This window comes from Synechococcus sp. MEDNS5 (assembly GCF_014279875.1).
Lineage (GTDB): Bacteria > Cyanobacteriota > Cyanobacteriia > PCC-6307 > Cyanobiaceae > Synechococcus_C.
Genome location: NZ_CP047952.1, coordinates 150,843 through 174,062 on the forward strand (window position 1 = coordinate 150,843; position 23,220 = coordinate 174,062).

The 23,220-nt window shown below is 59.0% G+C and carries 18 protein-coding genes; 11 read left to right on the top strand and 7 right to left on the bottom strand.

The features are described 5' to 3' along the window. Window positions 1–3 precede the first annotated feature (3 nt). Window positions 4–1,248 carry an FAD-binding oxidoreductase gene (locus SynMEDNS5_RS00755; protein ID WP_186583871.1) on the bottom strand — a complete coding sequence of 415 codons (1,245 nt, stop codon included), beginning with the start codon at window positions 1,246–1,248 and terminating at the stop codon, window positions 4–6. Between SynMEDNS5_RS00755 and SynMEDNS5_RS00760 the strand changes: the two genes are divergently transcribed. Next, entirely contained in the window at window positions 1,247–2,650 is a 1,404-nt protein-coding gene (locus tag SynMEDNS5_RS00760; protein WP_186583872.1) for a four-carbon acid sugar kinase family protein, read from the top strand. The genes SynMEDNS5_RS00755 and SynMEDNS5_RS00760 overlap by 2 nt on opposite strands. 12 nt (window positions 2,651–2,662) lie before the next feature. Here SynMEDNS5_RS00760 and SynMEDNS5_RS00765 read toward each other — a convergent pair whose 3' ends face one another. Next, the gene (locus SynMEDNS5_RS00765) at window positions 2,663–3,988 is read right to left on the bottom strand and encodes a (Fe-S)-binding protein (protein ID WP_186583873.1); all 1,326 of its coding nucleotides are present in this window, start codon (window positions 3,986–3,988) and stop codon (window positions 2,663–2,665) included. Window positions 3,989–4,021: 33 nt separating this feature from the next. After that, a complete protein-coding gene (locus SynMEDNS5_RS00770; protein WP_186585763.1) occupies window positions 4,022–5,446 on the bottom strand; it encodes an NADP-dependent isocitrate dehydrogenase in 1,425 nt (474 codons plus the stop codon). Between the two features lie 91 nt (window positions 5,447–5,537). Between SynMEDNS5_RS00770 and SynMEDNS5_RS00775 the strand changes: the two genes are divergently transcribed. Continuing rightward, on the top strand, window positions 5,538–6,488 hold the full coding sequence (locus SynMEDNS5_RS00775) for a glycosyltransferase family 2 protein (RefSeq protein ID WP_186583874.1): 951 nt from the start codon (window positions 5,538–5,540) through the stop codon (window positions 6,486–6,488). On the opposite strand, the gene SynMEDNS5_RS00780 is transcribed toward SynMEDNS5_RS00775, so the two are convergent. Then, window positions 6,463–7,767 carry a ChbG/HpnK family deacetylase gene (locus SynMEDNS5_RS00780; RefSeq protein WP_186583875.1) on the bottom strand — a complete coding sequence of 435 codons (1,305 nt, stop codon included), beginning with the start codon at window positions 7,765–7,767 and terminating at the stop codon, window positions 6,463–6,465. The two genes, SynMEDNS5_RS00775 and SynMEDNS5_RS00780, sit on opposite strands and share 26 nt — an antisense overlap. A gap of 71 nt (window positions 7,768–7,838) precedes the next feature. On the opposite strand from SynMEDNS5_RS00780, the gene SynMEDNS5_RS00785 reads away from it, so the two are divergent. From SynMEDNS5_RS00785 to SynMEDNS5_RS00825, 9 genes are all read left to right on the top strand, one after another. Further along, window positions 7,839–8,291 carry a hypothetical protein gene (locus SynMEDNS5_RS00785; RefSeq protein WP_186583876.1) on the top strand — a complete coding sequence of 151 codons (453 nt, stop codon included), beginning with the start codon at window positions 7,839–7,841 and terminating at the stop codon, window positions 8,289–8,291. A gap of 79 nt (window positions 8,292–8,370) precedes the next feature. Beyond that, window positions 8,371–9,084 carry a heme oxygenase (biliverdin-producing) gene (locus tag SynMEDNS5_RS00790; RefSeq protein WP_186583877.1) on the top strand — a complete coding sequence of 238 codons (714 nt, stop codon included), beginning with the start codon at window positions 8,371–8,373 and terminating at the stop codon, window positions 9,082–9,084. Continuing rightward, window positions 9,081–10,154 carry a glycosyltransferase gene (locus SynMEDNS5_RS00795; RefSeq protein ID WP_255440213.1) on the top strand — a complete coding sequence of 358 codons (1,074 nt, stop codon included), beginning with the start codon at window positions 9,081–9,083 and terminating at the stop codon, window positions 10,152–10,154. The genes SynMEDNS5_RS00790 and SynMEDNS5_RS00795 overlap by 4 nt, the downstream gene beginning before the upstream one ends. 110 nt (window positions 10,155–10,264) lie before the next feature. After that, the gene (locus SynMEDNS5_RS00800) at window positions 10,265–12,082 is read left to right on the top strand and encodes an ABC transporter ATP-binding protein (protein WP_186583878.1); all 1,818 of its coding nucleotides are present in this window, start codon (window positions 10,265–10,267) and stop codon (window positions 12,080–12,082) included. A 7-nt stretch (window positions 12,083–12,089) separates the two neighbouring features. Beyond that, window positions 12,090–14,363, top strand: a complete 2,274-nt coding sequence (locus tag SynMEDNS5_RS00805; protein WP_186583879.1) for a glycosyltransferase — start codon at window positions 12,090–12,092, stop codon at window positions 14,361–14,363. Next, window positions 14,353–15,543, top strand: a complete 1,191-nt coding sequence (locus tag SynMEDNS5_RS00810; RefSeq protein ID WP_186583880.1) for a glycosyltransferase — start codon at window positions 14,353–14,355, stop codon at window positions 15,541–15,543. The genes SynMEDNS5_RS00805 and SynMEDNS5_RS00810 overlap by 11 nt, the downstream gene beginning before the upstream one ends. Before the next feature lie 7 nt (window positions 15,544–15,550). Then, a complete protein-coding gene (locus SynMEDNS5_RS00815; RefSeq protein ID WP_255440214.1) occupies window positions 15,551–16,798 on the top strand; it encodes a glycosyltransferase in 1,248 nt (415 codons plus the stop codon). Beyond that, window positions 16,795–17,904, top strand: a complete 1,110-nt coding sequence (locus SynMEDNS5_RS00820) for a glycosyltransferase (protein ID WP_186583881.1) — start codon at window positions 16,795–16,797, stop codon at window positions 17,902–17,904. The genes SynMEDNS5_RS00815 and SynMEDNS5_RS00820 overlap by 4 nt, the downstream gene beginning before the upstream one ends. Beyond that, entirely contained in the window at window positions 17,904–18,773 is an 870-nt protein-coding gene (locus SynMEDNS5_RS00825; RefSeq protein WP_186583882.1) for a sulfotransferase, read from the top strand. Before SynMEDNS5_RS00820 ends, SynMEDNS5_RS00825 begins: the two co-directional genes overlap by 1 nt. Here the strand turns inward: SynMEDNS5_RS00825 and SynMEDNS5_RS00830 are convergent. The 3 genes from SynMEDNS5_RS00830 to kdsA form a co-directional block, all read right to left on the bottom strand. Then, window positions 18,740–20,209, bottom strand: coding sequence for a hypothetical protein (locus tag SynMEDNS5_RS00830; protein WP_186583883.1), 1,470 nt, complete (start codon window positions 20,207–20,209; stop codon window positions 18,740–18,742). The genes SynMEDNS5_RS00825 and SynMEDNS5_RS00830 overlap by 34 nt on opposite strands. Window positions 20,210–20,555: 346 nt before the next feature. Further along, a complete protein-coding gene (locus SynMEDNS5_RS00835; RefSeq protein ID WP_186583884.1) occupies window positions 20,556–22,352 on the bottom strand; it encodes a hypothetical protein in 1,797 nt (598 codons plus the stop codon). Next, complete coding sequence (gene kdsA / locus SynMEDNS5_RS00840) at window positions 22,349–23,200, bottom strand: 3-deoxy-8-phosphooctulonate synthase (protein WP_186583885.1); 852 nt, start codon at window positions 23,198–23,200, stop codon at window positions 22,349–22,351. The genes SynMEDNS5_RS00835 and kdsA overlap by 4 nt, the downstream gene beginning before the upstream one ends. Window positions 23,201–23,220: the final 20 nt, after the last annotated feature.

Genomic DNA, 23,220 nt, shown 5'->3' on the forward strand with positions numbered 1-23,220 from the left:
GTCTCAGCTGAAGGGTGCGGCCACGCCTGGCAGTCGTCCCCGGGCCAGTTGCAGCCTGGGGTCAAACTGCCGCTTCACCGCTTCGATCAGGGGTCTGGAGGGAGCATCCAACCAGGCGTCCAGTGCCTCCTGGCTCTCCGGCGCTGACGGTTGGATCAGCACCGTGAGCTCACCTCCCAGATCCGCTACCCGCCTGCGCAACGCTGCGATCGCGTAGGCGGGAGTGGCTGGACCCTGCACCTGCCAGGCATCGCCGCTGCCTGCTCCCGCGGCCAGTTGCCAGCTCCAGCCTTGCAACCGCTGGAAGGTTTCATCCTTCAGCAGGTCGATACACCGCGCCGGCGGCAGGTTTAAGCGCAGCAACCAGGCCGGGTCTGACGCTTGAGGGATCGGGGCTGGGAGGGGATGGCTCCATGCTTGCCGTTCCGTCTTCAGTCGCAGGTCATCGGCCAGGGCTTGGATTTGACTCAGCTGTGCGTCAACGGCGGCATCGCTGATGCTGGCCACCCCCAGCCTGAGGCTGCAGCCCCGGTCGGGTGTCGTTTCCCAGTTGATCCACTCTGGGGTGAAACCGCCGCGGATCACCGCCTGGCGCAGGGGCTCCAGGCCGGAGGGCTCTCCGTGCACCAGCAGCAGGCGACGGGCCTTGCGGATGGGCTGCACTCGCAGGGTGACTTCGGTAATCAGGGCCAGGCTGCCCCAGCTGCCGCAGAGCAGCCGCATCAGGTCGTAGCCGGCTACGTTTTTCACGACCCGACCGCCGGCCTTGGCGGCAACGCCATCACTGCGCATCAGGCCGATGCCGATCAGTTGATCACGCACCCCCAGATGCCGCTGGCGCAGGCTGCCGGAGAGCCCTCGGGCCACCAGCCCTCCCACTGTGCCGGCGCTGGTTCCGAGATCCGTCGCGGTGCCCCAGGGCCAGTCCACCGGTAGCCACTGATGCCGTTCGGCCAGGGCGTGTTGTAGATCGGCCAGGGGTAGCCCGGCCTCCACGGTGATGGTGAGGTCATCCACGGCGTGGTCGATGATCCGGTTGAATCGACGAGTGCTCACGGCTGGACCTGCCTGCTGAAGCAGTGGCCCCCAGTGCAGGCGACTTCCCAGCCCTGCCGGCGTCCAGGGACGGCCATTGCTATGCAGGTCGCGCACCAGCGCGCTCAGCTCAGCTTCGCTGTGCGGCTGCAGCAGCGTCTCGGAGAAGGCCTCAGTGATGGTTGGACTGAATGCGCGAGATGATCGTGCCATGACCATTGTCGTGATCGACGACGACCCCACCGGGTCCCAGACGGTGCACAGCTGTCCGTTGTTGCTGCGCTGGGATGTGGACAGTCTGCGCCGAGGCCTGCGCCATCCCTCGCCGCTCCTGTTTGTACTGGCCAATACCCGTGCTCTCTCGGCTGATGCGGCGGCGGAGCGCAACCGGGAGATCATCGACGCCCTCCAACAGGCTCTTGAGGCGGAGGGCATCCCCGAATCCCAGCTGCTGCTGGTGAGTCGGGGCGATTCCACATTGCGCGGGCACGGCGTGCTCGAACCGGCCGTAATCGCTGAAGAGCTGGACGCTCGTTTCGGGCCGGTGGCTGCCACCCTGCATGTGCCGGCCTTTCTGCCTGGGGGGCGCACCACTGTGGACGGGGTGCACCTGCTGCATGGCGAACCGGTGCACACCACGGCCTTCGCCAAAGATCGAAGCTTCGGCTTCAGCACCAGTGCTCTCGATGCCTGGCTGGAAGAAAAGAGTGGGGGAACGATTCCGGCGCACGCGGTGCTGCGGCTGGGGAGAGACCTGCTCGATCGGGCGGCAGATGAGCGCTCCGAAGGGAGTGAGGAGTTGCTGGCTTGGTTGCAGGCGCTGCAGGGCAATGCGCCGGTGGTGGTGGACGCCGAGCGCCCGCAGCAGCTGGATTCCCTCGGGGCGGCCGTTCGCCGGTTGCAGGGTCGCAAGCGTTTGCTGTTCCGCGCCGCCGCCAGCCTGATCAATGGGCTGGTGAATGCTGGCGAGGCGCCCCTCGGACCCCAACCCCTTTCTGCGCCTGCTCTGGCAAGCCTGCGTCGCCGGGATTTAACGGGCGTGGCCTTGCCCGGATTGGTGCTGGTGGGCTCCCATGTGCCCCTGGCCGATGCGCAATTGGCAGAGCTGCTGGCGGATGGCCGTTGTGCTGGTCTGGAACTGCCGGTGGCGCGGATCGCGCGGGTGCTGGAGGGAGGGACGCCTGACCTGCTGCTGGCTGATCTCGAGCGCGAGTGGGGGGAGCACCTGCAGACATGCCTGGCCCAGGGACGCACACCGGTGCTGTTCACCAGTCGCGGAGAACTCACGTTCGGCGAGGGCGCTTCGGCTCAGCGCCGGCGCCTGCAGTTCGGCCTGGCCCTGGCCCAGCTCACGGCCAGGCTGGTGGCGGCACTTGCACCGCAGCTGGGTTACGTGATCAGCAAGGGAGGCATCACCACGGGCACGCTGCTGGCGGAGGGTCTGGAGCTGGAGGCCGTGCAGCTTGAAGGGCAGCTGCTGCCGGGCCTGTCCCTGGTGCGGCCTTTGGCGCCTGAAGGGTTGCCTTGGGATGGGCTGCCGATCGTGACCTTCCCTGGGAACCTGGGGGATCGAAGCACCCTGGCGGAGGCTTGGAGGCTGATGGAGGCGGGCTGAGTCGGCGTCGGTTCAGATCGTTGAATCGATGGTTAAGCCGGCGGCGCGGGCCAGCAGCTCCATCGGATGCCGCACCTCCGGTCCGTCCTCCTGCAAATGACGGCGCAATTGCAGGCTGCAGCCGATGTTGGCGCTGGCGATCACGCTGGCGCCGGTGCGGCTCAGATCCTCCACCTTGAGCTGTCCCAGTTCGGCTGCTTCCTGCGGCTGCACCAGGTTGTAGATGCCGGCGCTACCGCAACACACACCGGCTTCGGTGGCCTCGCGCAGTTTCAGCTCCGGGATCGCCCCCAGCAGCTGGCGTGGCTGGGTGGTGATGCCCTGGCCGTGGATCATGTGGCATGCATCGTGATAAGCCACGGTGATCGGCAGGGGCTGCAGGGCGGCGCGGAAAGCCTCCGAGAGGCCACGTGCCGCCAGAAATTCATGCACGTCGAGCACGGGGCAGGCAAAGCCTCTTTGCTCCTCGTTCAGCAGCTCGTCGTAGGCCTTCATCGTGTGACCGCAGCCGGATGCGGCCACCAGCACCGCGTCAAGAGCGTCCTCGCCGGTGGCGGCGCGGAAGCGCTGCACCAGATCACTGGCCAGCTCCCGCGTCTGCTCCATCTGTCCTTGGTGATGGCTCACCGCACCGCAGCAGCCCTGGTCGGCCGGGATCACCACCTCGAAGCCGTTGGCCTGCAAGACCGCCAGGGTGGCTGCATTCACCTGGGGGTCAAAGCAGCGCTGCACGCAGCCCAACACCAGGCCCACCCTGCCGCGGCGTTGGCCGGTCGCCGGATTCACCTCAGCGAAGTGATCCTTGAAGCCTTCGGGGGCCAGCGGCGGCAGCAGCGCTTCCATCGCTTCGAGTTGGGGGCCGAGCAGGCGGACGAGGCCACTGCGCCGGATCAGGGTCTGCAGCGGACCTCCCGCATAGGCCCGCAAGGGCTGCAGCAAAGCACGCAGGCGATTGGGATAGGGCAGCACCGCCAGCAGCAGCTGCCGAAAGGTCTGTTGCCAGGGGCTGCGCAGCTCCGCCGTGTTCAGTTTCGGCCTGGTGGCTTCGATCAGCTGGTCGTAGCGCACGCCTGATGGACAGGCGGTCACGCAGGCGAAGCACCCCAGGCAACTGTCGAAATGGGAGGCCACGGTGGCATCGAGCACGAGCTCACCGGCTTCGATCGCTTTGAGGGTATGGATGCGCCCACGGGGGGAATCCATCTCTGTGCCCAACACCCGGTAACTGGCGCAGGTGGGCAGGCAGAAGCCGCAGTGCACGCAGGGGTCGGTGGCACCCTCAGGCAATCCGGGGAGTCGTGAGGGTGTGGGGGATTCGGAGCTGGACCGGGAGCTCATGCCGGCAGTCTGGCGGCTTTCGTGCCGTGCGGTTCAGAACCTCTCGATGATCGCTTCAGCGAAGCCGCTGCAGCTCACTGGATCCACTTGAGGCTCCATGAGCCGTGCCAGGTCGTAGGTGACCTGCTTGTCGGCAATGGCGGCACTCAGGCCCTTGGTCACCAAGTCGGCAGCTTCTTGCCAGCCCATGAACTCCAGCATCATCACGCCGCTGAGGATCACCGAACCCGGGTTGATGCGATCCAGTCCGGCGTGCTTCGGGGCCGTGCCATGGGTGGCTTCAAAGATGGCGGCGGTTTCGCCGATGTTGGCGCCGGGGGCCATGCCCAGGCCGCCCACCATGGCCGCGGCGGCATCGGAGATGTAGTCGCCGTTGAGGTTGAGGGTGGCCAGGATCGAATACTCCTGAGGTCGGGTCTGGATCTGCTGGAAGATGCTGTCGGCGATGCGGTCATCCACCAGCACCATCTCTTTCCATTTGCCGCCGCCATGGCTGCTGCCGATCGTGTCGATCACGGCCTGAACCTCAGCGTCGATGTCCGCCTTCTTCTCGGGAGTGAGGCTGTCGTAGCCCGGCTCGATCATGCGGGCATTGGCCTGCACGCTCAGGCCTGAATCCTTTTCGAGGTTGCCGAGAATCCAGCTCTCCCGCTCGGTGATGCACACGTCGCGGAATTCGGTGGTGGCCAGTTCATAGCCCCAGTCGCGGAAGGCGCCTTCGGTGAACTTCATGATGTTGCCCTTGTGCACCAGGGTCACGTGGCGCTTGTTGCCCTCCAGGCGCAGGGCGTGCTGGATCGCCTTGCGGATGTGGCGTTGGCTGCCGTGCTTGCTCACCGGTTTGATGCCGATGCCGGAGCCTTCCGGGATCTGGCGTTTGCCCAGCTTGCCGTTGGCCGGGATTACGACTTCGTTGAGGTGCCTGCGCAGCTCCAGACCGACGGCGTCGTCGGCTTCCCATTCCACCCCCATGTAAATGTCTTCGGTGTTCTCCCTGTACACGATCACGTCCAGATCCTGGGGACGTTTGTGGGGGCTGGGGGTGCCCTCGTAATAACGGCAGGGACGCACGCAGGAGTACAGATCGAAGATCTGGCGCAGGGCCACGTTCAACGAGCGGATGCCACCGCCCACTGGGGTGGTGAGTGGACCCTTGATGGCCACGCCGTAGGTGCGGATCGCTTCGAGGGTGTCTTCGGGCAGGTATTGATAGGTGCCATAAAGGTCGCAGGCTTCATCGCCCGCATACACCTTGAACCACTCGATGGTTTTGGCTCCGCCGTAAGCCTTGGCTACCGCCGCATCCAGCACCTTCTGGGTGGCCGGCCAGATGTCCACACCCGTGCCATCTCCGCGGATGAAGGGAATGATCGGGTCGTTGGCGACCACCGGCTGCCCGTTCTCGAAGCGAATCGGTGTGCCCTGGGCTGGGGCGGTGAGCTTCTCAAACTGGGCCATGGCTGATTCGCCGCCTCGCGGCATCACGTTGCGGCGAGCCTATGACTCGAGGAGCGATCTCTAAAGTTCACCAGATTCTGCCGTCCGTCCAATGACGACCCGTGATGGTGTGTGGGTGGTGGCGGCCTGTTTCAACGAAGAGGCCGTGATCGTCCGCTTCATCGAGCGGGTGCTGGCTGTGCCTGGGGTGGACCAGCTGGTGTTGATCGACGATGGCTCCAGGGATGCCACCGTGAATCAGATCCGCGGTTTTTTAACGCAGCGCCGCAACCTGGGCGTAGGGGTCCCGGTCACCCTGCTGGAACTCACCCGCAATTTCGGCAAGGAAGCCGCCATGCTCGCGGGGTTGGATCACGTGCGCGAGCGCTGTTCCGCCGCCGTGTTGATTGACTCCGACCTTCAGCATCCGCCCGAGTTGATCGAGGCCATGGTGGCGGAATGGCGTGCTGGGGCCGAGGTGGTGACGGCGGTGCGCGATGACCGCGACCAGGAGTCGCGCTTGAAGGTGCTGAGCGCCTCTTGGTTTTATCGAGTGTTCAATAAGGTTGTTGACTCCATCCAGCTGCAGGAAGGGGCTGGTGATTTCCGTTTGCTTGATGCCCCGGTTGTGGAGGCCTTCACGCAATTGCGCGAATCAAGCCGCTTTTCCAAAGGGTTATTGCCCTGGACGGGCTATCGCAGTGTGGAGTTGCCCTATCAACGGGTGAGCCGGGTTGGAGGTTCCACCTCCTGGAGCCCGCTCAAATTGTTTGGCTATGCCTTTGATGGCATCTTCTCTTTCTCAGTGCTGCCCCTGAAGGTCTGGACCGGACTTGGTGTTTTGGTGTCCGGTTTCAGCCTTCTCTATGCCTTGATTCTGTCCCTGCGCACGGCTTTGGTGGGCCGCGACGTGCCGGGTTATGCCTCACTGATGGTCGCCGTGTTGTTTCTCGGCGGAATTCAGTTGATCGGCATTGGGGTGCTCGGCGACTACATCGGCCGCATTTATGTGGAGTCGAAAGCCCGGCCCCACTACTTCATTCGCTCCATTGATCAGGGATGATCGTGAGTGCTTCAAGCGCACGCCACTCTTTCTGCCTCCAGGCGGATCGCGCAAACGCTTGGGAAACCGTGAAGCCCGCATCGGCGAGATCTTGATTCAGAGGAGCACTGGGATGGGCGAGCAATAGTGGTGCTGTGTTTTGGGCTTTGGCTTCCAGGCTGCTGAGTTCCCTCCAGGCAGCCAGAAGCGTTGCATCTGCCATGTGCCCGGTGAAGAGCACGCCAGCAAACCCCCCGTTGGTGGTCAGTCCGCACCGCTGAATCTTTCTCTGAGCTCGCCAGCTGAGCAGCTGCAAAATCAGCCATTTGAGCAGCCCTGCATCACGGCAGGCTTGCCACCAGCAACGCAAGGGAAGTCCGGTGGGCAAGGACTCATCGGTGCTGCGCAGCCAGGTGATGCCAGCGGTGCCTGCCCGGTCGAGAACAGCGTCGAGCACCACAGGCACAAGGTGGATGTGTTGATGGCCATCCAGGGCGATGGAACTGTTCCCCCGCAAGGCCTGGAACTGTTGGATCTGTGCATCGATCTCGAGTTCCAGCTGGGAGACAACCCTCACCCGTCTGGGATGTCGGCGCGGCAGCAGAGACAGCAGCAGCCATTGTCCGAAGGAACAGTGGAGATGTCCTTGGCGATCCACCAGATCGGGAATCAGCTCGGGGGCAGCGCTGGGTGGTCCTTCGGTGAGGCAGAGATGGAGACAGAGCTGCAGGGTTGGTCTGTGCTCAGCCAGTGAAAGCCAGGCTTCGGCGCCTTCCGAGGCGGCCGGACCATTCACCAATAGGCTGGTGCCATCCAGCTGTCCTGCCTCAGCCAGGGCCACGATTGCAGTGTTCGCGGCGTGGCTGAGGCCAAGATCATCGGCATGTCGGAGCGGCGCAACACGTCCGCGTTGGCGCCGGCGCAGACTGAAGCGAGCGGCTCGCGACCAGATCAGGGCATTGAGCACAGTTGGCGTGAAGACCAGCACACCAACCTCAGCGCTCGTGGGGAGCCATGCGGGTAATGCCAGCGGAAGCACACTGCAGACGGCGAGGTTGATCGTGTACTGGAGAATCAACCAACGGCGGGCGAAATGCTGGCCGCCTGTTTCGGTGCGGAATGTGAAGCGGGAGTGGCCGAGATAGCTAGCGAAGGACGCGGCAAGAAAAGCCAAGGGATTGGCGATCCACAACGGCATTCCCAATCCCAAAACCAGGAGTGTTATTGCGTGTACGGCTGCAGCTCCAACACCGACCAGTCCGTACAGGCTGAGACGGGTACTGAAAGACCTCAGGATCATGGTCGCAACCGTAACGGCTTCTGGCGCAAGTCATCATCAACATTCACCCTGTCAGCAGTGATGGAAGGCGGGTGAACGCAGCGGACGCCGTGAACAGCGTGGCATTGGTTCAGGCTCTCGCCTCGACGGTGACGCTTGTGAAGCAGCGTTTCCCTGCCGCTCGCGCCAATCTCAGCCCCTGGAGGGACGACCCTCAGACCCGCGATTGGCTCGAGGAGGAAACCCTTGATCTCTCCTTTCATTTCCCTGGCTGGAGCCCACGCCTGGAGTGCCGCAGTTTGTTGTTGCAGCTGCGTCTGAAGGGTGTTGCCAAAGGCAACTCCCAGTCACCGCCCGAGCTTCTCGGAATATTGATGCGCGGCATGACCTTCGATGGTGAACGCTGGCGCTTGGCCACGATGGGTGAGTGGCAGCCGGAAGGGTCCCATTTGCCTCAGCGAGAGCAGGTGCGTCAGTTGCGCGAGATCTGTCGTGATCTTTTTGCTCTTTTTGAGGTTTCCCAGGCGTCCGACACGGCGGCGTAAGTAACCCTTCGCAACCCTTTGGGCCTTGATCACGGAATTCGCTTTTAAGGTTACTTCCACTGATCACGTGCTTCTTCCCATGCCCGTCGCTCTCGCTTCCCAGCTCCGTGAAGGAACGAAGAAGTCGCACACCATGGCTGAAAACACCGGGTTTGTGAGTTGCTTCCTGAAAGGAGTTGTGGACAAGGGCAGTTACCGCACGCTGGTGGCTGATCTCTACTTCGTGTATGCCGCCATGGAAGAAGAGATGGCAGGTCTGGCCGAGCACCCCGTGATCGCACCCATCGCATTCAGCGAACTCAACCGCCGTGAGGCCCTCGAGCAGGATCTGGCGTTCTATTACGGAGCTGATTGGCTCCAGCAGATCAAGGCCACCCCTGCGGCTGAGGTTTATGTGGAGCGAATCCGCCAGGTCGCCAAGGAGTCTCCCGAGCTGCTGGTGGGCCATCACTACACCCGCTACCTGGGTGATCTCTCCGGTGGGCAGATTCTCAAGAATATTGCTCAAAAGGCGATGAACCTTGGCGAAAACGATGGGCTGCACTTTTATTCGTTCCCTGAGATTGCCGACGAGAAAGCCTTCAAAACCACCTACCGTGCCGCGATGGACCAGTTGCCGATTGACCAGCCCATGGCCGATCGGATGGTGGAGGAGGCCAACCATGCCTTCCACCTCAACATGAAGATGTTCCAGGAGCTTGAGGGCAACCTGGTGGCAGCGATCGGCAAGGTTCTTTTCGGCTTCCTCACCCGCCGTCAGCGCGCCGGCAGTACTGAGGCTGTGGCGGCTTGACCGCATCAGGAGCGACCTCTCAATGCATACGGGTTCTGGTGCCAGGCACCGGGACCCGTTTTCGTTGTGGTGGATTGAGCGTTGCTCTGCAAACCGCCCGGCTGTTATCGCAGCTGCGGCCCACGCAGGTGGTGACTTACCGCCAGCGTCAGGCCGACCAGCCGTTTCTCGACGACCTGTTGCGACAGGAGAAGGCTCCAGCCGATGCGCTCTGGCTGGTGAGCTGGGGGTTTGATGTGCCCATGCTGATGCGCCGGTTGCGCGGTCGTTCTGTGATCTACCAGGCCCATAGCACTGGTTATGGCTTTGACCTTCCTCCCGGTGTGCCCGTGGCGGCCGTCAGCCGAAACACCCTTGGGTACTGGGGGAATCATGCTCCACGCAATCCCCTGTTTCTGCTTCCCAATGCCTTGGAACCCCAGTGGTTTGAACGCGGGGCGCGAGCGTCGTCTCTACAGGCGCCACGGCCGATTGATGTGCTGGTGCAGCGGCGTAAAAGCAGTGACTACGTGCTTCGGCAGCTCGTGCCTGCTCTACGGGCCAGGGGCCTGAACGTTGAGGTGCAGGACGGCTGGGTCGATGACCTCGTGGATCTGTTCAATCACGCCAGCGTGTATCTCTACGACTCCGCTGATCACTGGCGTTGTGCCGGTGTGAGTGAGGGGTTCGGTCTGCCGCCGCTTGAGGCCAGTGCCTGCGGATGTGTGGTGTTCAGCAGCTTGAACCATGCTCTTGCCGACATCCTCACGCCCGGGGTGATGGGGCATCAGCTCGGTTGTGGGTCGTTGCAGCACGATGCAGCCCGTATTGCTGCTGCCGTTGCCCGACCTGCGGACTGGCGCCCTTCTGAACAAGAGATCGAACGCTTGCTGGCTCCCTACAGCGAAAAGGCGTTGATGGAGGGCTGGCACCGCGTGCTGAACGAACTGGATGATTTGCTCCCCCGACTTCAGGCGGACGGTGCATTGCGAGCACTTCCCCTTGGAGCACTGCGCCGTCGTCGCTGGCTGCGCGCGGCTCAACGGGTGGTCAATCGGTTGCCTGGCTGGCCGACTCGGGGAAAACCCTGAGGGATCAGTCGGTCTAAGGTCTGTGGAATGGAAGTGGAGGCCATTGTGTTGCGTGACAAATGCCTAGTCCTCTTTGTTTTGCATCCCACGGTTGAGCTCTGAAGGCCTTCATGCCCCTGCAAAGCCAGACCTGGAGCAACCTCAGTCAGCTTCTTCGTGAGTTGCCCCGCAGGCGAGTCCGTCTTCTGATTTTGGTGCTGATTGCATCCCTGTTTCAGGGGTTGTTAGACGTTTTTTTGGTGGCTTTGTTGGCCCGCCTGGTGGGGCTGTTGGCTGGGGCCAAAGTTGATGATTACCTACCAGGCATTCGTGTGTTTGGTGGTGACTTTCTCGATCAGTCGGGATGGTTAGTGGCCCTGCTGATTGCTTCTTTCTGGTTGGCCTCTGGTATCCGCTTTGGGGTAGCCCTGATGCAGAGCCTGCTGAGTGCTGAAGTTTGGAATGATCTTGTGAACAAGGTGTATGACAATCTCATGCGCCAAAAATATGATTTTTTTATTCGTCAGCGCACCGCTAATTTGTCTGAAAAGTTTAATCGTATCCTCAATAGTGTTTCGACAGGAGTCATTAGCCCAATCATCTTAATTGCGGGCAATGTTGTGTCTGTTGCGTCGCTTCTTGTAGGCGTCGTGCTTGTGTTGGGCGTGAAAGCGCTTCTGGTGTTTTTGTTGATGCTGTTGGCTTATGTGCTTGCTTCGCGAATTATTACTCCGTATCTTCGGCTGTCGACGAAGCAGCGTATTCGATATGGCAGGCGTATTAATTTATTGCTCATGGAATCGTTGCGCTCTATGCGAGAAGTGCAGCTTTATTCTGCTGAACAATATTTTGTTTCTCGCTTTGCTCGCGATGGTGTCATTGCCAAGCGCTATGACCGCATTGGCCGGCTGTTGCCAGATGTGCCCCGTCTGGTGATTGAGCCAGCTGGCATCACCATTCTTTTCGCCGTTGGCATCGGTCCTGCCTTGCTCAGCGGAGAGCCCGGCCAGGTTAAAAATGCAATCCCAGCTCTTTCTGCAGTATTGGTTGCTTTGTTGCGAATTTCTGGTCCACTGCAGTCGATGTTTCGCAGCATCAATCGTTTGCGCGGCGGGTTGCCCGAGATCGCCGATGCTCTGCAGCTGCTGAGCCTCAAGCCTGAGCGGTATCTGCTCGGTGCGGATGGTGTTCCGACTGCGGATGGGGTAATGCCCAGGCGTTTCATTCAATTAAAAGATGTCTGCTTTGCTTATACGCAGGAAGGGCCACGAGTGATCAATAATGTCAATCTTTCGATTCCCATTGGCTCTCGGATTGCCTTGGTTGGTCGTACGGGGAGCGGTAAAACAACACTGGCGCATTTGCTGCTTGGCCTGTTCCAGCCAACTTCAGGCGAGCTGATGCTCGATGGGATTGAAGTGAGTGATCAGGAAGTGCCGGCTTGGCAGGCCAACTGCGCGTTCGTGCCGCAGACCATCCGTTTGATCGACGGCAGCATTCGTGACAATGTTGCCTTTGGTTGTGATCCAGAAGCGATTGACGACGATCAGGTTTGGGCGGCTCTTGAGGCCGCTCAATTTGATGACTATGTCGCTCGAATGACTTACGGCCTCTACACCATGATTGGTGAGAATGGTATTAAGCTGTCTGGAGGCCAGCGGCAGCGTTTGTCGCTTGCGAGGGCTTTTTTCCGGGGTGCCAAGGTGTTGGTGTTGGATGAAGCCACCAGTGCTCTTGATAACAAAACAGAGCATGATGTGATGCAGGCCCTCGACATTGTTGGTCGCCGCTGCACCACGATTGTGATCGCCCACCGTCTTTCCACGGTGAAAAAGTGTGACCTCATTTATGAGATGGCCAATGGTGAAATTATCGCCAGTGGTGATTTTCAGCAGTTGCAGGAACGCTCGCCCTCGTTCCGTGAGATGGCCTTGATCGAGGGCGACTGAGAGTGCGATGGCCGATTTCATTGTTCTCGCCACCGCCGACTGGGATCATCCGCTTTGGACCAACAAACAGCACACGGCCTTGACCCTCGCTGCGGCTGGGCACAGGGTGCTTTATGTGGAGTCTTTGGGAATCCGTCCGCCGCGGGTGGGTGCAGCCGATCGCATGCGCATTCTTCGGCGTTTTCGGCGGTTGCTTCAGCTTCCTCGTCAACGGCGGGAAGGGCTGTGGGTGTGGTCACCTCCTGTGTTGCCGGGTGGCCACAGCGGAAAGGCTCTTCAATTCAATCGCCGGCTTCTTCAGGGCGGGCTCGAGCTGGCCTGTCGTTGGCTGGGTTTTAGCAATCCGATCCTCTGGACCTACAACCCGCTCACCACTCTGTATCTCGACCCAGAGAGCTTCTCGGGCAGTGTCTATCACTGTGTGGACCGCATCCAGGATCAGCCGGGGATGCCCGTGGATCGCATCGAAGCCAGTGAGCAAGCGCTGTCGCGGGCAGTGGATGTGGTGTTTGCCACTTCGCCCAAACTGCAGATCAGCCATCTCCAGTGGAACCACCACACCCAGTTGTTCGGGAACGTGGCGGATCACGGCCATTTCAGTCGTGCCCGCCTGGGGGATGACTTGGGTCCCTTGCGTTGCCCTGAGCGACTTGAGCCACTGCCCCGGCCAAGGTTGCTGTTCATGGGGGCCATCGATGCTTACAAGCTTGATCTGGGCTTGTTGCTTTCGTTGGCCAAGCGCAATTCCGCATGGAGCTTTGTGCTGATCGGGCCAGTGGGTGAGTGTGATCCCTCCACCGACGTTGCCGCGCTGATGGCCTGCGCGAATGTGGAGTTGATGGGACCTGTCGCCTATGGCGATTTGCCTGGCTGGCTCGCCCATGCCGACCTGGCGTTGCTGCCGTTACAGGTGAACGGCTACACCCGCCACATGTTCCCGATGAAGTTCTTTGAGTACCTCTCGGCTGGATTGCCAGTGGTGGCCACGGCCATTCCTGCCTTGGAGGCCCACGCTGATGTGGCGTGGCTGTGTCCGCCGGAGACGGAGGCCTTTGAGCGTGCGATTCAGGCAGCCCTGGAAGGGGCAGGCCCGAGTCTCCAGCAGCGCCTCGAGCGGGCTGCAACGCAGACCTATGAAGTGCGCACGGCAACAATGCTGGCCTATCTCGACCGCGTGGGTCTGCTGGCGGAGGCCCAGCGCAATCAAGCTGACGCATTTCACCGTTGTCCTACACGGTTTGAGCGCTTCAGGCATGCATGCATCAGCTTGAAGTCCCAGGTTTTCGTTTGCATCAGCCATTGGTTGATGTGGCAAGACCAGCCGCGCTTGGGTCTTGCGCTTTTGCGGTCTGTTGAACCCGCTGGGGCTGCAGATCGGGTGTTGCTCGGCGGTAAGGTTTTACCGCTTGTGCGTCTTGGTTCTTATCGGGAAGCCCGAGAGGTTATGGAAGAGCTATGGCTGCGTTTCGGCCATTTGGGAGAACTTAAACAGTTGTTGTTTCGTCGAGGAAATCGCCCTTCAGATCGAGGCGAACAAGTGCTGTTGTTTGAAGAGTTGGCTGATAGTGCTGTGCTTCCACTGCATGCCCGCAACTATTGCTTGGTGGTGTTGGGTCATCGTTGCGCAGACCTGAATGATCAGCTGCGTATGCGTCGCTGTGTTACTCAGATTGAATTGATGGCCACACGCTTGGAAGATGATCCAGGGACGCGGCTTTGTCGACGGGCGAACCGGCGAAATCGAACCAAATTGCTTATTTCCTGTTATGCAACCTTGCAACGCCTTCAACTTGGTCTTCAGGATTTTGATGCGTTCGCGGCTTTGGGACGGCGTGCCTTGGTCTTCTTTGAGTCTCTCAATCTCAACTGCCTCGATCCCGATACGTCCTATCGGCTCACACGAAACAGTCTGCGTGTGTTGGTGATCAATGTGATTGAAGGCTGGCGATGTATGGATCTTGAATTGATTCGCCGAGTGATTCCCCTGATGGAAAGCTTGCGCTTCCATTGCCGACAGGAGTATTTCGATGGTCAGTCAGCGCAGGAGAACCATCGTGGTTTTGCCGATGCCATGTTGAAAATCTGCAATGATCTGGAGCTCAGTCTCACGCATGAACGAGCGCGAGAGGATGGAAAGCAGTCTCTCGAAAGTTTGTTGGTTTTGATGACCCGAAGTGAAAGGGAACTCAGCAGTCTTGAACGCCGGCAGCGTTTTGTTGACCAGCTTGTTCCCCATTACCACCTGTATCTGCCTCAGTTGCAGCCTTCCCATGGGGCATGAACCGAAGCGAGTCGTCCTGTATATCGATAGCCTCAAGCTCGGGGGAGCAGAACGTGTGACGTTGTCTTGGGCCCAATGGCTGTCTGAGGCAGGTTGGAAGCCGTTGGTGCTTACCCGTCAGCCCAGATCTTGGGATTTTTACCCCTTGCCTGAAGGTGTGATACGCGTGGTTGAGCCAGAGGATCCAGGTTGGATGCGCCGGCTCGGCCCCATGGCCTTTCCGTTGCGAATTCGACGCTTGCGCCACTGGTTAATTGAGGAGCGCATCGATCTCGCCATTGGTGTGACTTCCTTGCCTGCAATCAAGTTGTTGTTCGCGTGTCGATCGCTTGGTTTGCCTTGCGTAGTATCTGAGCGGAATTACCCCCCGTTAAAACGGATTGGCAGGATCTGGAGCCTTTTGCGCCGCTGGAGTTATCCGTGGGCTGATTTACACCTTGTCCAAACCAAGGCTGTTGGCGAGTGGCTTGCACAAAAGTTGGGTGCTAAACGCCAGTTGTTATTGCCCAATCCTGTGAAATGGCCACTGCCAGCATTCAATCCACATGTTGAGCCAGAGCTATGGTTCGCGAACAATGGGGTCACCGTCAATGATCCTGTCCTTCTTGCCGTTGGCACCAAATCTGATCAAAAGGGTTTCGATCGTCTGGTGCGTTGGTGGATTCCTCTCGCCGAGCGAGACCAGCGCTTGCAATTGGTGATTGTTGGACTCGATGAGCGCATATATCACGGGCGTGATCAACAGGCAGAGTTGCGCTCCCTTCTCAACAATTGGTCTCATCTGCAACCACGCCTTCACTTCCCTGGTCGCGTGGGCAATTTGCACAATTGGTATTCCCGCTGTCAGGTCTTTGTGCTCTCGTCTCGCTATGAGGGTTTCCCAAATGTGTTGTTGGAGGCGATGGCCGCAGGGTGCTGTTGTGTGGCGGCTGATTGTCCACAGGGACCGGCTGATCTCGTGGCGTCTGGCGTCAATGGAATCTTGATGCCATCAACAACCGATGATCAGGGTTGGGTCAACACCTTGAGCCGGGTGTTGAAGGATCCATCCGAGCGGGCCCGTTTAGGGCAAGCAGCAACGCTTGTACGCGACCGTTACAACTCCAGCAACCTGGCAGGAATCCTGGTGGGGGCCCTCGCTTCGCTCACGCCGAAGCAGTCTTTGAAGTCGGGGCACTGAGAAAGTGGTGTCTTCCCAAGATGATCTGTGGATTGTGCTTCCCCATCTCGGGCCGGGTGGGGCTCAGAAAGTTGCTTTGCTGGCAGCGGCTCATTTCATGGCGAGAGGCTGGCGCGTGCGCGTGGTCACTTTGTTGGCGGAACCCTCCCTGGCGCATCGCCTTCCAGAGGGGTTGCCCTGGTCAGATTTAAGTCCGGAGGTGGTGGCTTTATGGACGGAGACTAAGAAGAGGCCTTACGAGCATCGGCTGCATCGGGTACTTGCAAAGTTGGTGATGTCAGTCAGCCCCTGGTTGTTGGAACCGGTGCAGCCTGGAGTGTCGTCGTGGAGATCCACTCTGCTTCTGTGGTGCATTGAAGGCATCAGTGGCCCTCCGTCTCATGTGATTGGTAAGTATTTGAAGCGCCATTCGCCGCGGAGGGTGTTGGCCATGCTGAGCCGTACCAACATGCTCTGTTGCAGCGCTCTTTGGAATCAGAGTGGTCGTTTGGTGGTTTCGGAGCGCAACGACCTTCGCCTGCAACGATTGCCCTTCCCTTGGCCAGGTTTCCGACGGCTGTTGTATCGCAGAGCAGACGTGATCACTGCTAACACAGTTGGCGTGCTTGAAAGTTTGAAGCCCCTGTTTGGTGACAGGCAGTTATCTCTTCTTCCCAATCCTCTGCCTCTGCCAAAACAGGTGCGTGAGGCTGCGCAGGTTGCAACGCCATCGAACCAATCGGGTGCAGGGCTTGTCACTGTTTCCCGGCTGGTGCATCAAAAGGGTCTTGATGTGTTGATTGAAGCCTTGGCTTTGGCTTCTGGGGCAGCCTCGTCATGGAGCCTCACCCTGGTTGGTGATGGGCCTGAGCGTCGGGCGTTAGAGCACCAGGTGTCTCAACTAGAGCTGGCTGGTCGGGTGAGTTTCATGGGTTTTCGCTCCGACCCTGAGACATTTCTGCAAGCGTCATCGGTTTTTGTTTTGCCGTCACGCTTCGAGGGAATGCCTAATGCCTTACTTGAGGCCATGGGAGCAGGGATGGCAGTTGTCGTTAGCGATGCTTCGCCGGGGCCTTTGGAAGTTGTGGAGCATGACGTGACCGGGTTGGTGGTCACAAAGGAGGATCCATCAGCGTTGGCCACTGCCTTGGATCGGTTAGCAGGAGATGCTGATTTGCGTGCTCGCCTTGGTCAATCGGCTCGATCTCGCCTGAGGAAAATGGACTGGTCAGTGGTGGGTCCGATCTGGGACGCCTTGGTGGAAGGGCCGGGATGATCAATCGATTATTGGTTTTCGCACCAACGCGCCGGGCGGCCTCTGAAACGTTTGTGCGCGCCAATCTGGAGGGACTTCCCTGTGAAGTTATTGCCTACTTCGGGGATGAACGACCTTTGATGGAGCCCCGTCGCTTGGCCTATGGCTTAGCGGTGTTGCTCAGCAAGGTGCTGACCCGTTTCGGTTGCCTGCGTTTAGCTGGATGGCCTGCCGCAACAGTTGCACAGAGGTTGATTCAGCGCCATCAGCCAGATTTGGTGATGGCCGAATTCGGTTTCCATGCGGTGCGGGTGATGGAGGCTTGTCCCCGCGGCCGAGTGCCACTGGTGGTGCATTTCCGTGGATCAGATCTTTCAGCGGCGGGAAAGCTAGGTGTCTTGAAGGGGCGTTATCTGCGCCTGATGCAGCTCGCGTCCGGTTTGATTTGTAAGTCCAAGCCCATGGCCCGTACTCTCCAGGATCTGGGAGCTGAGCCGTCTTCCATCCTCATCAGTGCATCTGGGGCGAATCCCGCCCTCTTCAGTGCTGGTGATCCTGCGTTGGCTCCACCCGTTTGTCTTGCGGTTGGCCGATTTGTGGAGAAGAAGGGGCCTCTCCATACGATTCGAGCCTTTTCCCGTGTGCCGAGTGGGGAGCTCTGGATGGTGGGGAATGGGCCGTTGCGTGACTCTGCCTGCAGGCTTGTGGCAGAGCTGGATTTAGGAGGCCGAGTGCGGTTTCTTGGGACCCGCACTCAAGCTCAGGTGGCGGAGTTGATGCGCCAGGTTCGTGTTTTTGTTCAGCATTCCCTCGTGGCACCTGATGGGGACAGTGAAGGGAATCCGGTTGCGGTCATGGAAGCGCAGTTGAGTGGTCTACCTGTTGTGGCGACACGCCATGGAGGAATCCCGGAGGTTGTGTTGGACGGCGTGACTGGGGTGTTGGTTGATGAAGGTGATGAGCAAGGGATGGCGCATGCGATGGAGCGGTTCCTGGATGACCCCGATCTGGCGGCCAGGCTGGGTGCATCAGGGCGGGACAGAGTGTTGGCCGGTTTCACGCTTGACCATCACCTTCGCGATTTGATGGGTTTTTTAGACAACATTGTTATTGGGAGAGCCAAGTGATGGCTGCTCGCAAATTGCTGCTGATTCGAGGCTTGGGCCACAGCGGCACAACGATTCTGGATCTGGCTCTGGGGGCTCATCCTCAGATCACGGGCCTTGGCGAGGCGGTGCGGTTGCTTGAAAAGCCTGCCCCAGAAGATGGTCATCGTGGTCCGGCTCAGTTGCGAGGCGATCTGCGTCATCAGCGCCACTGCACCTGCGGTTTGGTTGCTGATGCTTGTCCGGTGTGGGGGCCCATGCTGCGTTGGCTGCCGGATCATGACGATCAACCGTTGCCGCAGAAGCTCAAGCGCTTGGTGTCAGAACTTGAACCTACCGGTGTTCTCTCAAGTCAAGAGTCCTGGGTGGTGGAGTCTTATCAAGACGATTTCGTGTTGCCCTTTCTTGAGGATCCCGCTCTGGAGATTCGGGTTCTTCATCTCACTCGCGATGTGCGCAGTTGGGTTCATTCCCGATCTCGCGATGGCCGTGAACGGGGCCGTTGGCTTCCGGGATTACAGCCTCTATTTCGCTGGTGGCGTCTCAGTGCCCGCCATGAACGACAATTAAAGCGTTGCGGAAAGCCTGTGTTTCGGCTCGGTTATGAGGAGCTAGCACTGGAGCCAGAGGCCAGTTTGCGAAGGCTCTGTGCCTGGCTGGGTCTCGACTTTGCCCCCGAAATGTTGCAACCGGTGCTGCAATCAGGAAGTCATATTTTGGCCGGTAATCGGGTGCGTTTTGATCTTGATCGTGGTCGTGCCATCCAGTACGACTCTGCTTGGATGCAGGTGGGGAGTGGGGTGGCCCAATTGGCCCTTGCCTGGCCTGCACTGGCCGATCTCAATCAGCGGTTGGTTTATTCCGGTCGAGCCAGCAGAGGCCAGCGATAAATTCTCCCATTGCTGACTCTGGGGTTGAAGGTGTAGAGGAGCTCAAGACGGCTGACGTCAACCCCATATTTTTTTAGTTTGTTGCCGGACCCAATGTCTAGAAAAAAGTCGCCTGGTTGCGGTTTATAAATTTGCTTTCGATTGCGACCTTCTAGAATTTTGTATTCTTTTTTTTCTGGGTCAAGATAAACAAGGCGGTCGAACGGCAGCTTCTTGATTGTGTCTGAATGTTTGAACCAGGACTTAGTGAAAATCAGGTTGACGGGCTCACCTTTGCGGCGTGCCTTGCGTGCGAATGCGTCAGCTTGATCGAGCGTGGCTCGCCACGAATTCTGGGTTTCGTGGATGTCGCTCCAGCGGCTGATGAATGTTTGGGCAAAGCGATGCTCGATGGCCAGGATCAGGCCGCTGGTAAAAATGGCTAGGCCGTTAATCGCTGCTTGTGGCCAGTGCTTCTGAAGTCGTGGCTCTAGCCAAGTGCTCCACAGAAAAAGAAGATCCAGTAGGGCAACCCACTGCACTGGTAAGGCCATATAACTGGTGCTCTTGAAGCCCACCAAGGCGAAGAGGGCGAAGCTGTAGAGCAAGGCTGAAATGTTGAGGGAGTCGATCAGGTGCAGTCGGATTGTTCTGCGGCCCAACAACACTGCGCGGCCAAGGATGAAGGCCGAGAGCCAGGCGGTGCGCAGATCAAACTCGAAGGTGGAGAAGCGCAGGCTGGCGTCGTAGCTAGCTTCGCCGAGATACAGGCTGGGCAGCACGCTTAGCGCAAGTAATGACGCGATCCAAAGCGGTATGAGGCCGATCAGCATCGTTTCCAGCTGATAGCTGTCCCACCATGGTTCTGGGACTTTTTGTGGCCCGTGATTGTTGGTGGGCTGATTGCCCAGTGAGCCTGCAAGCAGCGTCACGACTGCTGGAGTAACGAAGAGAAGAATGGCGGTGTCTTTGGTGAAGGATCCCAGCAGGGCAGCTGCTAAGGCAATGAGCCCGTCGCGCTGTTGACGGTCGTGTTGGTAGCGGTCGTAAGACAGTGCAAAAACAGCCAGCAACAGGGTGAGCAGCCGCTCGCTGTAGATGAACTGGAAATAGTTGTATGCGGCTGAAGGAGTGAACAGATAGATCAGGCAAGCGATCCAGGTCAGGCTGGTGGTGTTGACCCTGATGGCGAACCTCTTGATGAGTTGAATCGCGATCGCAATGGTTGCAAACAGCTCAACAGCACTGACGGCAGACCAGACCTTCACGTATGGCGTCAGCCAGCTGAGGATATGCAGGTCTTGATGGGAGAGAGGGAAGAATCGAAAATCGTTGCGTCCCATGGACTCGCTGATGAACGAGTCCCGCAATGAAAAATTGGAGAGAAGATGCCCTTGGTTGACGTCGTCGTACCAGGTCAGGATTTCTTTGTAGAACCAGCTGCTTTCATGGATCATCACCAGTGCATAGCTGACCAGTAATGCACTGGGCAGGGGGTGGCGACGTATAGCCCGGAGGGTTGTTTTTAATGGGCTTCCCCACTGGAAGGGAGCTGATTTGGCTAGAAAGGCAATGCTGACGAGGAGAACGGCGATGAACAGGCCGTGTCCCCAGTCGTTGTAAGTCTCAAGGAGTTGAGATCCCTGAGATGAGAGTGGAGCTGGCAGAAGTTCTCTGTTTTGGCTGACCCAGTAGATCGCGATCAGGGTCAGGAGGCAGACGATCCCGGAGGCGATGCAGAGGTTGAGCCAATAGCGCTTGATCAGGGCAGGCAGTTTCGGGGGACGTAAGGCAGCATCCATGTCATCGCTTGATGTAGATCCTGCCGTTATGAAGGGATGGGTCATAGCGATAAATCAGGTTGTAATCCCTCGTTGATGGCGGTGTGAAGTCGTGAGGTTGGCGATCAATGTTGATGAGTAGATCGCCAGCTCTGGGTGTGTAGGTGGAACCTTCTTTGATGCCATCTTCCACTGTGTATGTACCTTCTTGGGGGTCGTGAATGATGAGGCGGTCGTAGTTCAGGCGGCCTAGGTGGCGCTTCCGGGAGAACCAAGTGGAACGATCGCGAATGATGTTCACGGGATGTCCGTCTTCCTTGCGCTCGCGAGCGAGTTCTTGCAAGCGTGAGTAGGTCTGCTGCCAGGAGTCTTGGCTGATTTTGATCCTGGAGACTTGATTCAGGAAGGAGAAGCCTGCCTGGTGTTCGATGCCGATCAAGCCCAGGCATGCGGCCACACCGATCCCTGCTGTCGCGCGTTGTCCTGTGCGAGATCCAAGGAATGGCGAGATGGTTTCCGACCAGATCCACAGTGCGTCTAGAACTGTGATCAATTGGATTGGCAAGGCTAGATAGCTGCTGCTGTGGTAGCCAATCAGTAGGAAAAGAGAGCCTGCGTAGATCAAGGCTGCCAGGTTTAGGCAGTCGAGAAGATTGGCTTGGCTCCTTCCCGTTGTGATGTTCCAGCCCCGCCATGTCGAGTAAGCAAGCATTAGCCAGATTCTTAAGTCTGGGCGGAGTGTCAATTCCGCGCCTTTGCTGTAGGCCCCGCTGGATGCATAGCTGCTCGGCAACAGAGAGAGGGCGATGTAGGACGTAATAAAAACAAGAATGAGGCTGCAGAGCCAGAGTTCTAGTTTGTAGGAGTTGTTGAGCTCATTCTGATTGTTCAGCTTGAGGCGAGGATATCCCTCCATGCGTCCGATGCTGCCCAGTGCCAGCGTGACCAGTGGTGGTGCAAGGAACAGGACAATCGCAATGTCTTTGACAAAAATGCCCAGTAGTGCGAACAGAATTGTGCTGTAGAATGTTTGGGCTGATCGAGTCTGTTGGTGATGGAGATAGCTTGCGAAATACAGGCTGAATAGAAACGTGAGCAGGCGCTCGCTGTAGATCAGTTGGAAGAATGCTGTGCCTGTACTGGGCTGGAACAGCAGCAGCAGGCTGGTGATTAAAAGCAGGCCGGGGATCGCTTCGTGTCCTGTGAGCCTGCGGACAAAGCGAGCACTCACGACCACAATTGTGAATAATTCAGCCGCGCTTATCAGCATCCAGACTTTGATGTAGGCGGTGAACCAGCTGAGGATGTGCAGGTCCTGGTGGGCGAGTGGGAAGAAACGGAAATCATCGCGTTTCAGTGTTTCCCTCAGGAAGTCGCTTCGGAATGAAAAGTTGTTAAGCAAATGGTCGCTAATGACATCCTTGTACCAGCCCACGAGCTCCGGGTAGAACCAGCTGCTGCCATGGAGCATGGCCACGGTGTACCCAGCCCAGAGAGCGATGACGAGCGGATGGCATTGGGCCCAGCGCCAAGGGTTCCAGCTTTCGATTGGGGGTTCCTGTGTCCTCCGAATCAGCACAACGAGTGTGATCACGCTGAGGGTTAGCAGCGCGAGCACGACGTCTCCGCTTGTACCGCTATACGACTTGAGAAGTCGTTTTCCCGCTTCGCTATCCGGGGCAGGCAACCATGCCCTGTTTTGCAGCAGCCAGATCCAGATGCCGATCCCGAGCCCGCTCAGTAATGCCAAAACTGAGTTGATCCAGAGCAGCCAGGGTCGGTTAGCGCCAATCCTGTTTGGAGGCAGATTGCTGGTCATTGAATCTCCAGCGCTGGCATGGCTTTGACGACGTCGTCGATGGCCTTCACTTGGGTGAGGAAAGGCTCCAATTGCTCGAGCGGCAGGGCGCTGGGGCCATCACAACGCGCCGTGTTGGGATCAGGGTGGGATTCCAGAAACAGGCCCGCCAGGCCCACCGCCATGCCGGCCCGGGCCAGATCCACCACCTGGCTGCGGCGACCACCGGAGGCTGCTCCCCCGGGATCACGGCATTGCAATGCATGGGTGACATCAAAAATCAGCGGCAGGTCATTGCAGCTGCGCTTCATCACCCCGAAGCCGAGCATGTCCACCACGAGGTTGTCGTAGCCGAAGTTGCTGCCCCGTTCGCAGATCAGCAGTTGTTCGTTGCCGCATTCGCGAAATTTCTCCACCACATTCGCCATCTGCGACGGGCTGAGGAACTGGGGCTTCTTGATGTTGATCACGGCCCCCGTGCGGGCCATCGCCTCCACCAGGTCGGTCTGGCGAGCCAGGAAGGCCGGTAGTTGGATGACGTCGCACACGGCGGCGGCCGGTGCTGCCTCGTCTGGGCTGTGCACGTCGGTGATCACCGCAATGCCATGGGTGTTTTTCACCGCCTGGAGAATTTGAAGACCCTCCTCAAGGCCAGGGCCGCGATAAGAGTGGATCGACGAGCGGTTGGCCTTGTCGTAGGAGGCCTTGAACACCAGAGGAATACTGAGGCTCTGGCACACCGCTTTGTAGTGACCGGCTATTTCAACCGCGAAGTCGCGCGATTCGAGCACGTTCACTCCGCCGATCAGCACGAATGGCGCATCGTTGGCGAAACGGATGTCGCCCAGGGCGACGCAGCGTGCGGCCATCGGATGCAGCTCAGGTGCAC

Excerpts from the sequence above, each read along its gene's own strand:
- SynMEDNS5_RS00760 (WP_186583872.1), top strand. The coding sequence starts at position 1,247 with ATGACCATTGTCGTGATCGACGACGACCCCACCGGGTCCCAGACGGTG.
- SynMEDNS5_RS00755 (WP_186583871.1), bottom strand. The coding sequence starts at position 1,248 with ATGGCACGATCATCTCGCGCATTCAGTCCAACCATCACTGAGGCCTTC.
- SynMEDNS5_RS00765 (WP_186583873.1), bottom strand. The coding sequence starts at position 3,988 with ATGAGCTCCCGGTCCAGCTCCGAATCCCCCACACCCTCACGACTCCCC.
- SynMEDNS5_RS00770 (WP_186585763.1), bottom strand. The coding sequence starts at position 5,446 with ATGGCCCAGTTTGAGAAGCTCACCGCCCCAGCCCAGGGCACACCGATT.
- SynMEDNS5_RS00775 (WP_186583874.1), top strand. The coding sequence starts at position 5,538 with ATGACGACCCGTGATGGTGTGTGGGTGGTGGCGGCCTGTTTCAACGAA.
- SynMEDNS5_RS00780 (WP_186583875.1), bottom strand. The coding sequence starts at position 7,767 with ATGATCCTGAGGTCTTTCAGTACCCGTCTCAGCCTGTACGGACTGGTC.
- SynMEDNS5_RS00790 (WP_186583877.1), top strand. The coding sequence starts at position 8,371 with ATGCCCGTCGCTCTCGCTTCCCAGCTCCGTGAAGGAACGAAGAAGTCG.
- SynMEDNS5_RS00800 (WP_186583878.1), top strand. The coding sequence starts at position 10,265 with ATGCCCCTGCAAAGCCAGACCTGGAGCAACCTCAGTCAGCTTCTTCGT.
- SynMEDNS5_RS00805 (WP_186583879.1), top strand. The coding sequence starts at position 12,090 with ATGGCCGATTTCATTGTTCTCGCCACCGCCGACTGGGATCATCCGCTT.
- SynMEDNS5_RS00810 (WP_186583880.1), top strand. The coding sequence starts at position 14,353 with ATGGGGCATGAACCGAAGCGAGTCGTCCTGTATATCGATAGCCTCAAG.
- SynMEDNS5_RS00820 (WP_186583881.1), top strand. The coding sequence starts at position 16,795 with ATGATCAATCGATTATTGGTTTTCGCACCAACGCGCCGGGCGGCCTCT.
- SynMEDNS5_RS00825 (WP_186583882.1), top strand. The coding sequence starts at position 17,904 with ATGGCTGCTCGCAAATTGCTGCTGATTCGAGGCTTGGGCCACAGCGGC.
- SynMEDNS5_RS00830 (WP_186583883.1), bottom strand. The coding sequence starts at position 20,209 with ATGATCCATGAAAGCAGCTGGTTCTACAAAGAAATCCTGACCTGGTAC.
- SynMEDNS5_RS00835 (WP_186583884.1), bottom strand. The coding sequence starts at position 22,352 with ATGACCAGCAATCTGCCTCCAAACAGGATTGGCGCTAACCGACCCTGG.
- kdsA (WP_186583885.1), bottom strand. The coding sequence starts at position 23,200 with ATGGCCGCACGCTGCGTCGCCCTGGGCGACATCCGTTTCGCCAACGAT.